Origin of the sequence: Pseudopedobacter beijingensis, assembly GCF_042678145.1 — a bacterium.
Taxonomy (GTDB): Bacteria; Bacteroidota; Bacteroidia; order Sphingobacteriales; family Sphingobacteriaceae; genus Pseudopedobacter; species Pseudopedobacter beijingensis.
This window is the reverse complement of sequence record NZ_JBHUDG010000012.1, coordinates 202,137-217,681: the sequence shown is the minus strand read 5'-3', so window position 1 is coordinate 217,681 and position 15,545 is coordinate 202,137. Positions and strand designations below refer to the sequence as shown.

Below are 15,545 nucleotides of genomic sequence, written 5' to 3'. Positions count from 1 at the left end.
TTACACAGATACAAGAGATGTCTTTCCTAAAAACTTCTAATTAGAAAGTTTAGAAGCTGCCGCCTCATCAATAAACCACTGAACTTCTCCGTTCAAAGGCTTTATCAGTTGAGCAGGATATTTAGTAATATCTTTTTCCGCTTCTAAAATAGCTTGTAAAGCATTCGCTTTTCCTTCTCCAAAAGTTAAAAAAGCTACATTTTTCGCTTGATTAATCAAAGGAGCAGTCATGCTTATTCTATAAACTTCTTTATCTTTTAAATAAACGTCTTTTACCAGATTTTCATCGTTAAACAAGATATCTGTACCCGGGAACAATGAAGCAGTATGTGCATCGTCTCCCAAGCCTAAAAGAATCAGATCAAAGGCTACGTTTTCTCCAAAATGCTTTTTAATACATTTTTCGTAATCTAGCGCAGCACTTTCTGGATCTAAACTGGTATCTACTTTAAAAATCTGTGCTTCTCCTAAATTTAGAGGAGCCATAGCTGTTGTAGCCATCAGGTAATTACTATCCGGATGATCGTGAGCCACATACCTTTCATCACCAAAGAAAAAGAACACTTTTGTCCAATCAATATCACTGGCAAAGTTCTTTGCCAAAAGCTCATAAAGTTTCTTGGGCGAACTTCCTCCTGACAGAGAAATATCAAACCTACCTTTTTCTGCAATCGACTTTTTAGCAAGGTCAACGAGGTATGTAGCGATAGACTGTATCGCCGCATCCGAATCTTTATAAATATTTAGTTTCATCTCTTTATTTTACTGACTTTTGAGCTTCCGGAACATCCCTTTACCTAAAGTCGTGTTTAAAAAATTCCGCCATTTCAACCTGGCCTGCTTTAACAAGTTCCAGATTAAAATGACGGCGATTTTAATATTAAGCTTTATAGATAACTAAATCTACTTTTTCTTATCTTTTTTTGATTTCAGAGGCATGGTAAACCAATGAAAACCATCTTTAGCAATTAACGCTTCTGCTATTTCTGGCCCCCAGCTATCTGTTGCATAGTTAGGGAAATTCAAACTTTTTCTCGATTCCCAATTTTCTATTACCGGCATTAATAATTCCCATGCTGCTTCTACCTGGTCGCCACGCATAAACAATGTCTGATCTCCTTCCATAGCATCTAACAACAAGGTTTCGTATGCTTCTGGTGATTCTTTTGGATAAACGCCATCGTAATCAAACATCATATCTACCGGATTAAGTACCATATCTAACCCCGGACGTTTAGCCTGAACCTGCAAACGGATACTCATTTCCGGTTGCAAACTGATTATCAATCTGTTTTGCTGCCAGTTTTCTGATGCCTGTGCCGGAAAAATAGGATGTGGAACATCTTTAAACTGGATGCTGATTACTGAAGATTTCTGGTGCATACGTTTGCCCGTTCTTACATAGAAAGGTACATTTTGCCATCTCCAGTTATCTATAAAGAATTTGAAAGCACAGAATGTTTCGGTATTTGAATTAGGATCTACTCCTTTTTCTTCTCTATAACCGTTAACTTCTTTACCTGCAACCCAGCCTCCGGCATACTGACCTCTTACAGCATTGTTTTTTACTTCTTCGGGGCCAAATCTTCTGGCAGCTTTCAGAACGTCCACACGTCTGTTACGAACTTCGTCTGCGTTAAAGCTTACTGGTGGTTCCATGGCTACCAGACACAATACCTGCAAAATATGATTTTGCACCATGTCTCTCAAAGCGCCCGAACCATCGTAATAACCTCCACGGTCTTCTATTCCAATATCTTCTGTTACAGAAATTTGTACGTGATCTATAAAGTTACGGTTCCAGATAGGCTCAAATAATGCATTCGCAAATCTGAACGCCATCATGTTTTGTACTGTCTCTTTCCCCAAATAATGGTCTATACGGTAAATCTGGCTCTCGTCAAATAACGATTGCAGCAAAGTATTAAGTTCTTTTGCTGTTTCCAGATCGCGACCAAAAGGTTTCTCTATAACTATCCTGCACTTTTCTTTTCCGCCAGCCATCTTTATCTTAGAAAGATTTTCTGAGATGACAGGGAAAAACTGAGGAGCAACAGACAGGTAATGAATTACTGTCGCCGGCTCTGACCATTGTGCATCCTTTTCTTCGATGATTTTTTCTAAATCTTTATAGGTCTTTTCTTTACTGGCATCTGATTGTAAGTAAAGAATATTTGACGAAAACTCTACCCATTTTGCAGGGTCAGCCACACCACTTCTGGAGTATTTGTTTAATCCATCCAAAAGTACCGCTCTATAGCTCTCATCATTGTAATCTGTTCTTCCTAAACCAACAATTGTAAACTCTGCAGGCATGTAATTATCTAAATATAGATTATACAATGCAGGAATCAGTTTTCTTGCAGCTAGGTCACCAGTTCCACCGAAAATGGTGAAAATCGTTGGTTTTTGCTCGTGGGCTTTTTTTTTCATTTGAATCTCACAGTTTTATTTGTGAACTACTTTTTATATGTTGTTGTCTGGTTTTACTGTCTTTAGCGAGAAACTATCGGGTCTCTGCCATAAAAATGCACCACCCTTTATTCCCTCTCTATTTCCGCAAATTTGGGCATCCTTATCAAGCTTAAAGTCTACTCGTTTCGAATTTCCGCCGCTAAGATAAAGTTTATTGTAATTAACTACTAGCTTAAACAGCGTAATTACTTCCTTTAATTTCTTATTCCACTTCTCATCGCCATCTTTTTCAAGCGCTGCATCCCCTATAAAGGCATCAAAATCTTTATCGGTACGGGCATAAAAATGACTCAATTCTAAATGTGGTAAAAGTATTCCATCCATAAACAGGGCTGTGCCTAAACCTGTTCCTAAAGTTAAGGTTAACTCCAAACCATTGCCACTTATAAAGCCAAAACCTTGCAAATCGGCATCGTTTAATAACCGAACCGGTTTCTTTAATGCATTAGCAACCATTTTGGCAAACGCACATCCTGCCCATACTTTTGTTCCCAAATTAGGAGCGGTATATATAATTCCATCTTTTGTGTATCCGGGGAAACCAATAGAAATTTTATCGTATTCGGGAAAACCTGCTGTTAACTGCTTAATAATGGCGAGTACTTCTTCTGGTTGAACTTTTTTAGGAGTAGGTGCCTTCCGGTATTCGGACAACATTTCTCCTTTTTCATTCAAAACGGTAGTCTTTATACTCGATCCGCCAATATCTATGCTTAGGATGTTTTGCTCTTTCATGGATTATATATGAAGTTTAAAAATAAAAAAACACAATTAACCGACCAACTCTTTGCTGATGCAAACCTTATCTAATTATATTTTTATTATTACTTACCCTAAATACGTTCACAAAGAAACAAATCTTATACGGTTTTTGCTTTGATTATCAACATCTCATTGCCATTTTTTTGAAATTCGTAATCCGTTTTTCGGATTTCCATATCAAATTTCTCTTCAAAGAAAAGAAACAAGTCCTGAAGTAATGGTGTTTTTTGGGCATTCAAATTAAGAATAGGAAATATCCGAACCTCTTTGCTAATACGCAACATTTCTACAATAGCACTAATATGGAAATCAAGTCCTAAATGATCGTACAGTAACAGAAAATGAGAACTCAATCCTAAATCAAAAAATTGATTTTCAAAAGCTGTTACTGTGGGTAAACCATGATTGATGTAACGTTTTTCGGTTTTTCCTTGCTCAAAGTCCTGAAGAAATATTGACATAGCTCCTAAACGCAGTTGTTTCAGCTCTTCTATATTTTTAATAGATTGCCAATTGAAATTGGATGCATTTAAACGCATCTGCTCCACAATCTCTGTACTGGTTTCCTCTATTCTTTTTTCTATCTCATCTCTGGTAAACTGATAAATAGGATCCAGAGATATTACTTTCTTCCCTTGTTTTGTAAGCTGCGCATTAAAACTTGCAGGACCATCACCAAAACTGACTATTTGCTTGTTAAGATCTTTTTCTGAGAGAAGGAACATTTGCCTGTATTCTTCAAATGTTCTTCCCCATGGCACTACTCCACTCAGTTGATAGCTCATCTGTTTTTATAACTGACTAATAAACTCAGCCATAGCTTTTCCCGGATTTTCGGTCTTCATAAAGTTCTCTCCTATCAGAAAACCGTTAAAACCAGCCTTTTTCAAAACCTTAATAGTTTCCGGATTACTGATAGCACTTTCTGATATCTTTAAAAATTCTGCAGGAATGGTTTCTGCCAATTTTAACGAAGTATCTATAGAAACAGTAAAATCTTTCAGGTTTCTATTGTTAACCCCCACCACATCTATATATTCGTTAATAGAATAATCCAGTTCTTCCTGTCCATGAACCTCTAAAAGTGTACTCAAGCCCATACTCTTTGCCAGTTTTGCAAAGTCTTTAATTTCCTGTTGGGTTAAACAGGCAGCTATAAGCAAAATAATATCTGCGCCAATTGATTTTGCTTCTATAATCTGGTATTCGTCTACCATAAAATCTTTACGCAAAACAGGAATCTGGTTTACTTTTCTGGCAGCAATCAGATCGTCTTCATGCCCCATAAAGAAATCCTTATCGGTAAGTACTGATAATGCCGAAGCACCGGCCGCAGCATAACCAGTAGTAACTTCTTCTACAGAAACTTTATCATTGATAATCCCTTTTGATGGCGATTTTCTTTTAAACTCCGCTATAATTCCTGTTTTTGTTGGATCAACCAAAAAGTCCCTCAAACTATAGGTTTGTCTTCCAAATGCAACACTTTGCTCTAAATCAGCAATACTTTTTAGTTTCTTTGCTTCTGCTACTTCCTCTTTCTTTCGGGCAACAATTGTATCTAAAATATTCATTTGTTATGCTTTTAACCAATTTGCAACCATTTCTTTCCCATGTTGGGTTAATACAGATTCCGGATGAAACTGCACCCCTCTTACATCAAACTGTTTATGCCTGATGGCCATAATTACGCCTTTTTCATCTACAGCTGTAACTTCAAGCTCTTCCGGTAAACCCGCTTTATCTACCGCCCAGGAATGGTAACGCCCTACTTCAAAGCTTTTAGGCAAACCATTAAAGGTAATATCACTATCTCCTAAAACCGTTATTGCCGTAGCAGTACCATGCACTGGTTTTTCCAGGTTATATAGTTTACCGCCAAAAACTTCGGCAATAGCCTGTTGCCCCAGACAAACCCCCAAGATACTTTTTGTTGATGCATATTGTCTGATAACATCCAGGAGTAAGCCCGCTTCTGAAGGGATACCAGGACCGGGAGACAGCAATATTTTATCGTATTGCGCTACATCTTCCAATGTAAACTTGTCATTTCTTAAAACAACCGGCTCCTCTCCCAATTCGTTAAGGAGGTGCACCAGATTATAGGTAAATGAATCGTAATTATCGATTACCAATATATTTTTTTTCATTGTTTAGTTTTCCAGTTATTTAACTCTTCTTGTATAAAGCAACTTACCAGATTAGCATATATCTTTTCTATCAGATCCGGACTTATATTCTCTTCTTCGGCCCATATTCTTCTGGTCTTCAACATGTCCTTTACCCTGTCAGCCGCTTTCACGCCAGCCTCATCCTTTTTAAATTCGGCCGCTTTTTGAACAAACCCATACCTTTTGGCCAGCATCCCAATAATTTCCCGGTCTATTTGGTCAATATTGCCCCTAATTTCTGCCAAAGTATTACAATCTTGTGGATTCATCAGATTTTTTCGGCCATAATTAATGCATTTCTTAATGCAGCAATTTTATTATTGACTTCGTTCAGCTCGCTCTCAGGGTCAGAATCAGCTACTATTCCTGCCCCCGCCTGATAATGCAATACACTCTTTTTACTTAAAAACGACCTGATCATGATAGCGTGGTTAAAATCGCCATTGAATCCCAGAAAACCAATAGCGCCACTATAAAAGCTACGTTTAATATTTTCGTTTTCGTCTATAATTTCCATAGCCCTATATTTAGGCGCACCACTCAGTGTCCCCGCCGGAAAAGTATCCGCCACAACTTTAAACGAATTAATTCCTTCTTTTAAATTACCACTTACCTTAGAAACCAGGTGAATCAGATGCGAGTAAAACTGCACTTCTTTATAGGCTTTTACTTCTACGTTTTCACAATGTCTGCTTAAATCATTTCTGGCCAAGTCTACCAGCATCACATGTTCGGCAGATTCCTTCGGGTCGTTTTCCAGTTTCTCTGCAATCAGTTTATCCTCTAAATCATTTCCAGAACGTTTAAATGTTCCGGCTATAGGAAATATACTGGCTACATTATTTTTTATGGTAAGCTGTGCTTCCGGCGAAGATCCAAAAATCTTAAAACTTCCATAATCAAAATAGAACAGGTAAGGCGACGGATTTATAGAGCGCAATGCCCGGTAAACATTAAACTCGTCTCCTGAAAACTGTGTGGCAAATGCGCGAGATGGCACTATCTGGAAAACGTCACCTCTGTAAATATGTTCTTTCATCTTTACCACAAGCGCCTTAAACTCATCGTCGCTCAGATTAGAAGTTTCTTCTCCCTGTATTTTAAAGCTGTATTCAGGAAAATTCTTGTTCTGAATAAGGTACTGTATCTTATCCAGGTTATTGCTTTCCTTATCAAACTCGCTCTCGTTCTTCACAATATACATTTCGTTTTTGAAATGGTCTATCGCAATAATATACCTGTAAACATGATATTGCATAGTAGGAATTCTACGCTCATCCTGATCATCTGTTTTCAGTTTGATATCTTCAAAATGTTCTACTGCTTCGTGTGTAAAATACCCAAACAACCCATCGGTCACAAATTTATGTTTAGGATCTGCATTACTTTCGAACATTTTTTTAAACTCACTGATTTCATCAATGAGGTTAAAACTCCCTTTTTCCTGACGCTGTTTAATCCCATCCGGGTAGCTTTTAATCAAATGCCCATCTTCCAACTTGATACCTGCAATAGGTTCGCAGCAAACATAACTCATACTGTTTTCTCTACTGTGATAATCAGATCCCTCCATCAAAACAGTATTGGCAAAAACATCTCTTAACCTCAAATAAATACTTACCGGTGTGGTTGTGTCTGCCAATAATTTAGTATGCAGAACGTTAATCTTATATTTTCTCATAACAATATTTCAAATTAATAAAAGTGTAATGAACAAAAAAACCCGACAGTTTAGCCGTCGGGTTATATTTGTTTTAGGTCTGGGTTGAACAATATTTTACTTAAACATACAAATACAAATTACCGCGGCGAGATTATTTCACGCCACCACCACTTCATACATGTATTTGTTTTTCTGTTCATTACAATAGCAAAATTATAAAGAAAATTGAATTTCAAAATTTTTTCTTAAAATTTCTGTTATATCACTACCACGGATTACGATCTTTTATCATAAAAATACCCACCATAATTAGCAATAAACCCAAAGAATAGAACAATGCAATGGCTTTATGCTTAGCGTGAGAATCTTTTGCTTTTTTAGATTTTGAGTAACCTACTGTTATCAAAACCAGGGCTATAATCATAATAGCAATATGCTCTACATTCCAATAACGGATAAATTTATTGCTCATTTGTGCAAAATCTACCATTGGGCTTACAAAATACAGGACCAATCCTACCAGTAATTGTATATGGGAAGATATCAGGGTAAAAAGGTTCAGTTTTTTGTCGCCCTCTGTATACACTCTGGATCCTGCAGTAAGTGCTTTGAAGATGGACAATAACAATAAAACTAAGACTACATATCTTAATGTTGAGTGGGTGTGCAATAATGCTGTGTACATAATTGTGTTTTTATTTCGAATATAAGCTAAAAAGCTTTGCTATTAAAAATATATCGCTTTTTTTAGAATTATTATAAAATAGACTATTTTCATATTTTTTCAATTTGATTGTTATGGATATAGAGAGAAACCCTTGGATAAAGCTCAATAGCAAAGACATTTACGAAAACCCTTGGATAAAAGTGATAGAACACGATATCATAAATCCGGCCGGCAATAAAGGTATTTACGGACAGGTACATTTTAAAAACTATGCTATTGGCATTGTGGCCATTGACAACGATGACTGCATTTTTTTGGTTGGACAGTTCCGTTTTCCTATTAACCGTTATAGCTGGGAATTACCAGAAGGTGGCGGCCCTTTACACATTGCACCCCTGGAATCGGCCAAAAGAGAATTGCTGGAAGAAACCGGATTGGTTGCGCGTGAATGGACAGAAATTTTAAGGATGCATCTTTCCAATTCTGTCAGCGATGAAGAAGCTATCGTTTTTCTGGCTAAGGGATTTACACAAGAAGAACCTCAACCCGAAGAGACAGAACAACTGGAAATCAGAAAAATAGCTTTTGAAGACGCTTATCAGATGGTTATTAACGGAGAAATAACAGACTCTATTTCTGTAGCGGCGATTTTAAGAATTAAACTAATGAGAGAAGGTAAATAACCACGGTATACTTAAAAAAACACCAGGAAAGCTTTTTATAACATAATCCTGGTGTTTCTGTTTAAATCATTTGGGGTGTAAAAGGTATATCGTTATCTGGCTTTTAACTTTATTTAAAAACCGAATTTACCTCAGTAATTTTCCAGATACCATCCTGTTTTGTAAAAGAAACAATATTTTCACGTGTAAAATTTTCATATTTCATGCTAATGTTTGCCAACGCATAAGTATCGCTTTGGGCAATAACCTGATGAGATATTTCGCAGTTTTGGATAATTTTACCATTCTGTTTGTTTTCTTTTAAAGCTTCTGCTTTGCCATAAGTAATAATCTTACCGCCTCTGTTAATATTAAACTTTACATTATTAGCCAATATATCCGATAGGTATTGGCTTTGCCCTGATTTTAGCGCTTCGGCATAATTATCTATGCTAAATGTAAGCGTTTGTTGTACATTGTTTTTGTCTTTTGCCAAAGCGGAAAATGCAAAGTTTACAGTAAGTAAACATGCCAAAAAGAAAGTGTTTTTTAAAGTTTTCATATCCGGTTTTTTTAATTGTTACAACTATAAGATGCTGCAACAGATTGTTTAGTTACACAAAAACTTTATTTTTTTTCAAATTCTTAACTAACGGTAGCTTTATAACAATAAATTCCTCGTTTAAGGTCCCAACACCACCTCTTAATCCCTGAAGAACCCTTACAGAAAGTTAATACCTGAAATTATTTGCTATTTTTAGCTTCTTTTTTTCATCAAAGTTGATAGAAATTAATTTTTTATGGTTTTTGGATTATTTGAGACGCTCACATTTGCTTGTTTAGTATTACTTCTAGGATTTTATATAGTAAAAAAGGTTAAATTCTTTCAAGAATTTAATATTCCCGAACCAGTCGTAGGTGGCTTTGTAGTTGCTATATTACTTTTTCTGGCCTACCATTTCTATGGCGTAAGTTTCGAGTTCGAAACCACGCTTCAAACCTCCATGATGTTAATCTTTTTTTCTTCGATAGGTTTGAGTGCTGATTTTGCAAAGCTTAAAAAAGGAGGCAAACCATTACTTGTATTTATTGGTGTAACGGGCACTTTTATTTTTGTTCAAAACGCTTTCGGAATATCCATAGCCAAATTGGTTGGCCTGGATCCTAGTTACGGTCTTATTGCAGGGTCTATAACCCTTACAGGCGGACACGGCACAGGAGCTGCCTGGGCAGAAGATTTGACCAACACCTTTAAAATTGACGGGGCCATGGAACTTGCTCTGGCATGTGCAACATACGGCCTGGTAATGGGCGGATTAATAGGAGGCCCTGTAGCCAAGTTTCTGCTAAAAAAAAACAATATAACATCGCCCGAAGCCGCTAAATCTAATAAAGGGACTCCCAGCGAAACATTTGAGAATCCTTTTTCTAAACGCCGCATGAATGTACGCAATGTAATAGAAACACTAACGATGCTTGCTATATGCGTAACCGTAGGTCAGTTCCTATATGAAAACATGAAAGGATCTGCGTTTGAGCTACCAAACTTTGTATGGAGTTTACTCGTTGGGGTTATTATCCGAAATATACTGGCACACGCAAGTAGTTATATTGTAAACGATCATGCTGTTGATGTATTAGGCAACACAGGTTTATACCTGTTCTTAACTATCGCTTTAATGTCGCTACAATTATGGCACCTTGCCGGCCTGGCCACTCAAATAGTTATTGTTCTGATCCTGCAAACAGCAATGATGGTTTTATTTGTGATTTTTGTAACCTATCGGGTAATGGGAAAAGATTACGATGCCATTGTACTCAGTGCAGGACATTGTGGGTTTGGCCTGGGAGCTACCCCTACGGCTATTGCTAACATGCAAGCCATAACAGATCGTTATGGTCCGTCACATAAAGCCTTTTTAATTGTCCCTATGGTGGGAGCCTTCTTTGTAGATATTATTAATAATGTATTTATTAAGGCATTCGTTAGTTTTTTAACGATGTAACCTGCATATGTACAAAGCTGTTCAGGATTAACACAAGGGTATTACTTTCAAAAAACGTATAACCTGGAGTTCGATTAATAGTCATAGTTTAAGCATAAACGTTGTCATGCTAAGCGGAGTCGAAGCATCTCATGCCCCTTCCTTGTTTAAGTCTCCCTACAAAAGACTTAAATACCCTTTAAAAACCAAGGACTCTGTCCGAAATATTTGTACTATACTGGACGCAATTCTCTGTTTGCATTGATGAGATTCTCCGGTTCTTCCGGATTACAAATCCTCAATTATTTTAAGTTCGGGTTGCCTTTGTAAGAACAACCCGAATAGCATAGATTTTTCATGAATAATTTAAGAGGCAGCTAAAAGGCGAGCTTAAGCATGAATCTCTTAACCTATTTTCTATTTTTTTTAATATCAGAATAATTGGTTTGACCAGCTGCCTTTGTTAATATTTCTTTCCGGGTCGACTTCTCGATATTTCTAAGCTCAGGGTATTTTTGTAAAATTATCAAATAGCTTTTGACAAGATTTAATTGTGAGGTAGCAGCTTTATTTGGATTTTGAATACCTCGAGATTCATAGTACTTAACTGGATCTTTTTTTGGGTCTGGTCTATTTCCTTCATTTTTAGAGTCCTTACTATGGTCCCTATTAACAATTTCGGATGTATACTGTTTAAGCGAACTTTCTGCGTTTATATAATCGGGATCGCTTTTTAAAAGGGTTACCCAGTCCTCTACTGTTTTTTGCTTTTCAGTCCTGGATAGTTCATTCATATTCTTTGCTTTAACCTTTTTATATAACTCATTTCGCTGTTCTTCGTTCAGCAATGACTCAGATTTAACAGTTATTGTATTAATTTTAGACTTATCCTCACTGACAGTTTCACTTCCACAACCATGTAACACAGCAGCTATGAGAAAAAAAAGTTTTAAGTATTTTTTCATAACAATAATTATTAGCTATAATTTAAACAAAATTCAAATATATCTCCAGCAATATCTAATTCATCAAAACAAACACCTGCTGCACTTCGCACCTCGTTTAAGTATTCAGAAAGATCACTTAAATGCGTTTTAAAATCAATGGCTCTATTCGTAACAACTACAATACCGTTTATCTAATGGTTCTTCCATTTGCCGAACAAAGACCTCTGTTTTCATTGATGAGATTCTACGGTGCTTCCAGATTACAAATCCTCAATTATTTTTAAGTTCAGGTTGCATTTGCAAGAACAACTCAACCAGCATCGTATTATAACTAAGTTTTTCATACCATTACTTGTCATATCTTATTTCACACTCCATAAACCGAATTACAGCAGCAATAATGACCGATGTAATCGTTCCAAAACCACAGACCTATACTCATTTTTAACGCTGGCAACCCCTGTTGATAACGGTGCATAGCTAATCCCAAACACGATTGCATTGGAGTCTGTATTTTTATATAGCATTAAATTGATACTATTTCCCTGTTTCTCCCAGGTTGCTTTAAATTGCACATCACCAGCAAGAATAGCACTACCAACTAGCCCCGGATTTGCATCTAACTCATCTTTCACCGTTTGATTCTTATAATAAACCCGGTTTTCTTTAGGATCTCCATATTTAGATTGTAACTTTTGAAGTTGAAGGGAATAATCACGTACGTACAAAGATGGATTTGAACTATAATCTACAGAGTATAATGTTGCGGCATTTATCAAGATATTATCTGCTGTCACATAACCATCAAAAGCATTACCTTCATCCCCTCCGTATATTAAAACAGCAGGATCTGTATTCAACAGCTTTCTACCCGCCTTAGATTCATAAAGTTGAATTTCGGCTCGGGTATTCCCCCATAAACCTAGCCTAAAATCGGGCTCCAACACGTTAAATACCGCATTTTTAGTGGTAGATTTATTTCCTTGAGCTATCTCCAACGAAATAGTCTGATAGCCTGCTTTTTTAGGAATCCATCCTGGCTCTTTATTAGCACTTTGTAAGCCATCAGAACTTGTCCATTTGTAAGTTAGTTGTGCTGCTTCGCCTGCAATAGCAGACTTAAGAACAATATATTGCCCTACCGCAATTTTTTCAGTACTCGGACTAATATTTTCAATAGCAGGCGCATTACCTTCTTTTTTACAGGCAAAAATTGAAATGCTCAATAAAAATAGGATTAGGGTTCTTTCAATCAAAGTTAGATTCATAGTTTATTTTAGTTAATAACGATATACCGGGGATCTTTTCAGCAAATAAATCCCCTACAGACACTCTTTCAATACGGTTTCTGCCTTCTCTATATTTTTTTTAGAAAATCCTGTAGTACCATATTTCACCACCCCTTTATCTATAATTAAATTGGTTGGATAAGCAACAACATTAAACTTCATTGCTATATCTCTACCAGAAGGAATTTGGGGATAAATAAAAGGAGTTGTTTTCATAAATTCACTTATTGTTCCCACATTATCCAAACATACAGCAATAAACACAACCTTATCTTCTTCCTTGTATTTCCAATAAAGTTCATTCAAAAGAGGAATTTCAGCTTTACATGGAGGACATTTTACAAACCAAAAATTAAGTACTACAATTTTATTCTTTAAGATATCATTCCAATAATCTCTTCCCTGTAAATCCGTCATATATGGAAACTTTATTTTTTTACCTACAAAGTTTCCAGAGCTATTACCATAAATTTTTTGATTATCATTATCAGTTGCACTCTCTCTTCCTATTATCAGATATTCATCAGTACCTGTTTTACTTTTCACCAGCTTATATTCTCCGGTTTTCACTAAGGAAGACCAGTTTTCGTATGTATAAACAAGCCCTGCAGAATCTTTTACCAATGATTTTTCTGACAAGGGGATTCTGGTGGTTTGGCTAAATCCAGCGCTACCCAGAAATATATATACCGCTATTAAAAAAAATTTCAGTCTTTTCATTTTTACCGTATTAGAGTTAGAGTTTGGGTATCCCATCCGTCATAAGACAACTTTAAATAGCTTTTTTTAACGTTGGGTGTATACCCTAATAAAACATCTGTAACCACCATACCCATAAATTTAAAATCTCGTTTCTCCACAGTTTTTAACGACCAGGACTTAGGGTTTACCAGATTACCACTTTCATAGAGATTTATTTTACTGGCATCTATCTCGCCATTAGAGATTATACGAACCTTAAAATCGAGATCTTTTTTCCCATCCATAAAAAAGCCAGATTGACAATCATTCACATTATTAAAAGGCGAAAAAAACTGGACATGAATATAGTTTTCTGCAAGCTGCTTATTGTCCTGATTAAAGTATCTAAAAACGGGTTGATAGTCTTCTTCCAGCTCCATTGAATATAAAAAATCCTTTATAGCTTCTTCTTTTTTCCCCATTTTATAAAATGCAAATCCTCTGGCATTATAAGCAGCAGGCGAAGGCACCTTTTGTTTCTCCATATAAGTAGAGGCAAAATCTATTGCCCGGGCATATTCTCCTTTATAAATATAAACGTTAGCTAACGCAGTATATACATTTTCAACTTGTTGCGGATCTTGCAGTACCTGTTTAAAATCGGACTCTGCACCTATCAAATCTCCCTCGAAAAAATTTAAAGTCCCTCTTGCCAGATCAGCTAGCTTTGATTTGGTATTAAAAAGTAAAGCGGATTCTGCTATACTAAAGGCCTTATCCACATCACCTTGCATGTAGGCTATAAGGGTTTGCCCTGCTAATGGATAAATATTTCTGGGACTTACATCTATAGCCTTTTTATAATAAACTTCTGCATCTTTAAACTTTCCCATTTTCCTCAACTGATTTCCTACATTGTTTAATGCAGTAGAAGAATTAGGATTAAGTTGAAGATATTCCGTATAATACTCTATCGCTTTTTTTGAGTTTCCAGCTTTGGCCGCACAGTGCGCCGCCGACATATAATAGCTTGATGATTTTTTTGAGTAGATTAATGTTTCGTAATCAGCAAGTGCCTTATCGTATTTACCTTGTTTATTATATTCTACTGCCCGGGCCTGCAATAACAATGGAGAATCATAAGTTCGGTAGGCATCTGTCAGTATTTTTAAAGCCTGTTCATGTTGTCGTTTATAACTCGCGAGTGCCGCAGTGGAAATAATGGTTGGAACATGATCGGGATAAAGTTCTAGATTAAGCTTCATCATTCGATTTGCCTCAACAGTATCTTTAACAGCCTGATAAGCAAGCGCAAGAGACAATCTGGTAGTGGCTTTTTCTTCAAAATCCAGTGCTTTTTTCAAATCCTCTATCTCATGTTTATAGTCTCTAATTCCATGATAAGCCTTTGCTCTTAAAAGATAGAGTTCTTTGTTTTCTTCATAGGTCAGCATTTCGGTTACTCGGCTAATCGCCTGATTATAGTCCTTATTTTCAATAAGTCGCTTAATAATTACTATATTCTGCAGAGAACCTTGTCCAAAAACTAAAGCTGGCAATAAAACACCCAAAAAAAGTATTACTTTCAATTTCATATTTTAGGGATTGGTTAGTCTAATTTATTTTTATCGCTATTTTACTAAAAAACCAGGTTTAGATTTCGATCAAAATATTTGCTTATATTCCTTTCAACAAAAAACGGTAGCGATACCGTAAATATAAAACAAAACTTTAAAGCAACAAATATTAATCAATAAAATAATTTATATCAAAAACCAAGACACTATACCTTACAACCATATAGTTTTAGGCCCCCCTTCGTTAAATCAACAGTTTTATAACAAACTACAAGAACAAGCAATCTCCAAAACCTGAACTCATTCTTCGATTTGCCTGCACTTTTCCTGCGTTTATCTTGCATTGCGTAAGAGCGACGTAAGAGAATCGTAAGACCAGCGTAGGAAAAACGTAAGAGAATCGTAAGCGGAACGTAAGAGAATCGTAGGTGCTGCAAGGGAGATGGTACAAAGGAGTATAGGAGAACTGAAGAAAAAATGAGCAAAAAACGTAAAAGAATCAACGGTAAATAATAAAGGATAAACATTTAAACTATGAACCAGAAACAAAGAATTGTTGAATGATGAACTATAAGCAAAAAATTAACAAGCGATAGACCATCAATCCCCTTTGTTTAAGTTTTCCAAAGGATGACTGAAATACCCTTTAAAAACCAAGGACTCAGT

At 36.2% G+C, this 15,545-nt stretch carries 16 protein-coding genes; 2 read left to right on the top strand and 14 right to left on the bottom strand.

What is annotated here, in order from left to right; translation table 11 throughout:
• Positions 1-36 precede the first annotated feature (36 nt).
• From pgl to ACFSAH_RS08675, 9 genes are all read right to left on the bottom strand, one after another.
• Complete coding sequence (gene pgl, locus ACFSAH_RS08715; RefSeq protein ID WP_379662335.1) at positions 37-753, bottom strand: 6-phosphogluconolactonase; 717 nt, start codon at positions 751-753, stop codon at positions 37-39.
• A 150-nt stretch (positions 754-903) separates the two neighbouring features.
• Positions 904-2,433 (bottom strand): glucose-6-phosphate dehydrogenase, encoded by a 1,530-nt coding sequence (gene zwf / locus ACFSAH_RS08710; protein ID WP_379662334.1) that lies wholly within the window; start codon positions 2,431-2,433, stop codon positions 904-906.
• Between the two features lie 33 nt (positions 2,434-2,466).
• Positions 2,467-3,210, bottom strand: a complete 744-nt coding sequence (locus tag ACFSAH_RS08705; RefSeq protein ID WP_379662333.1) for an ROK family protein — start codon at positions 3,208-3,210, stop codon at positions 2,467-2,469.
• Between the two features lie 125 nt (positions 3,211-3,335).
• A complete protein-coding gene (locus tag ACFSAH_RS08700) occupies positions 3,336-4,022 on the bottom strand; it encodes a hypothetical protein (protein ID WP_379662332.1) in 687 nt (228 codons plus the stop codon).
• A 6-nt stretch (positions 4,023-4,028) separates the two neighbouring features.
• A complete protein-coding gene (gene trpC / locus ACFSAH_RS08695) occupies positions 4,029-4,811 on the bottom strand; it encodes an indole-3-glycerol phosphate synthase TrpC (RefSeq protein ID WP_379662331.1) in 783 nt (260 codons plus the stop codon).
• A 3-nt stretch (positions 4,812-4,814) separates the two neighbouring features.
• Positions 4,815-5,387: an anthranilate synthase component II gene (locus ACFSAH_RS08690; protein ID WP_379662330.1), complete on the bottom strand. Its 573-nt coding sequence runs from the start codon at positions 5,385-5,387 to the stop codon at positions 4,815-4,817.
• Positions 5,384-5,677: a chorismate mutase gene (locus ACFSAH_RS08685; protein ID WP_379662329.1), complete on the bottom strand. Its 294-nt coding sequence runs from the start codon at positions 5,675-5,677 to the stop codon at positions 5,384-5,386. Before ACFSAH_RS08685 ends, ACFSAH_RS08690 begins: the two co-directional genes overlap by 4 nt.
• Complete coding sequence (locus ACFSAH_RS08680; protein ID WP_379662328.1) at positions 5,677-7,089, bottom strand: anthranilate synthase component I family protein; 1,413 nt, start codon at positions 7,087-7,089, stop codon at positions 5,677-5,679. Before ACFSAH_RS08680 ends, ACFSAH_RS08685 begins: the two co-directional genes overlap by 1 nt.
• Before the next feature lie 247 nt (positions 7,090-7,336).
• Positions 7,337-7,756 (bottom strand): cytochrome B, encoded by a 420-nt coding sequence (locus ACFSAH_RS08675; protein ID WP_379662327.1) that lies wholly within the window; start codon positions 7,754-7,756, stop codon positions 7,337-7,339.
• Positions 7,757-7,869: 113 nt separating this feature from the next.
• Here ACFSAH_RS08675 and ACFSAH_RS08670 point away from each other — a divergent pair, with 113 nt between their 5' ends.
• Positions 7,870-8,421 (top strand): NUDIX domain-containing protein, encoded by a 552-nt coding sequence (locus ACFSAH_RS08670; RefSeq protein WP_379662326.1) that lies wholly within the window; start codon positions 7,870-7,872, stop codon positions 8,419-8,421.
• A 109-nt stretch (positions 8,422-8,530) separates the two neighbouring features.
• Here the strand turns inward: ACFSAH_RS08670 and ACFSAH_RS08665 are convergent, their stop codons facing one another.
• Positions 8,531-8,962, bottom strand: coding sequence for a nuclear transport factor 2 family protein (locus tag ACFSAH_RS08665; protein WP_379662325.1), 432 nt, complete (start codon positions 8,960-8,962; stop codon positions 8,531-8,533).
• A gap of 238 nt (positions 8,963-9,200) precedes the next feature.
• On the opposite strand from ACFSAH_RS08665, the gene gltS reads away from it, so the two are divergent.
• Positions 9,201-10,406, top strand: coding sequence for a sodium/glutamate symporter (gltS, locus tag ACFSAH_RS08660; protein ID WP_379662324.1), 1,206 nt, complete (start codon positions 9,201-9,203; stop codon positions 10,404-10,406).
• 389 nt (positions 10,407-10,795) lie between these two features.
• Here gltS and ACFSAH_RS08655 read toward each other — a convergent pair whose 3' ends face one another.
• The 4 genes from ACFSAH_RS08655 to ACFSAH_RS08640 all read right to left on the bottom strand — a co-directional run bounded on the left by ACFSAH_RS08655 (position 10,796) and on the right by ACFSAH_RS08640 (position 14,897).
• Complete coding sequence (locus tag ACFSAH_RS08655) at positions 10,796-11,350, bottom strand: hypothetical protein (RefSeq protein WP_379662323.1); 555 nt, start codon at positions 11,348-11,350, stop codon at positions 10,796-10,798.
• Positions 11,351-11,718: 368 nt separating this feature from the next.
• The gene (locus ACFSAH_RS08650) at positions 11,719-12,558 is read right to left on the bottom strand and encodes a hypothetical protein (RefSeq protein ID WP_379662322.1); all 840 of its coding nucleotides are present in this window, start codon (positions 12,556-12,558) and stop codon (positions 11,719-11,721) included.
• Positions 12,559-12,654: 96 nt separating this feature from the next.
• On the bottom strand, positions 12,655-13,341 hold the full coding sequence (locus ACFSAH_RS08645) for a TlpA disulfide reductase family protein (RefSeq protein ID WP_379662321.1): 687 nt from the start codon (positions 13,339-13,341) through the stop codon (positions 12,655-12,657).
• A gap of 2 nt (positions 13,342-13,343) precedes the next feature.
• Positions 13,344-14,897 (bottom strand): tetratricopeptide repeat protein, encoded by a 1,554-nt coding sequence (locus ACFSAH_RS08640; RefSeq protein ID WP_379662320.1) that lies wholly within the window; start codon positions 14,895-14,897, stop codon positions 13,344-13,346.
• Positions 14,898-15,545: the final 648 nt, after the last annotated feature.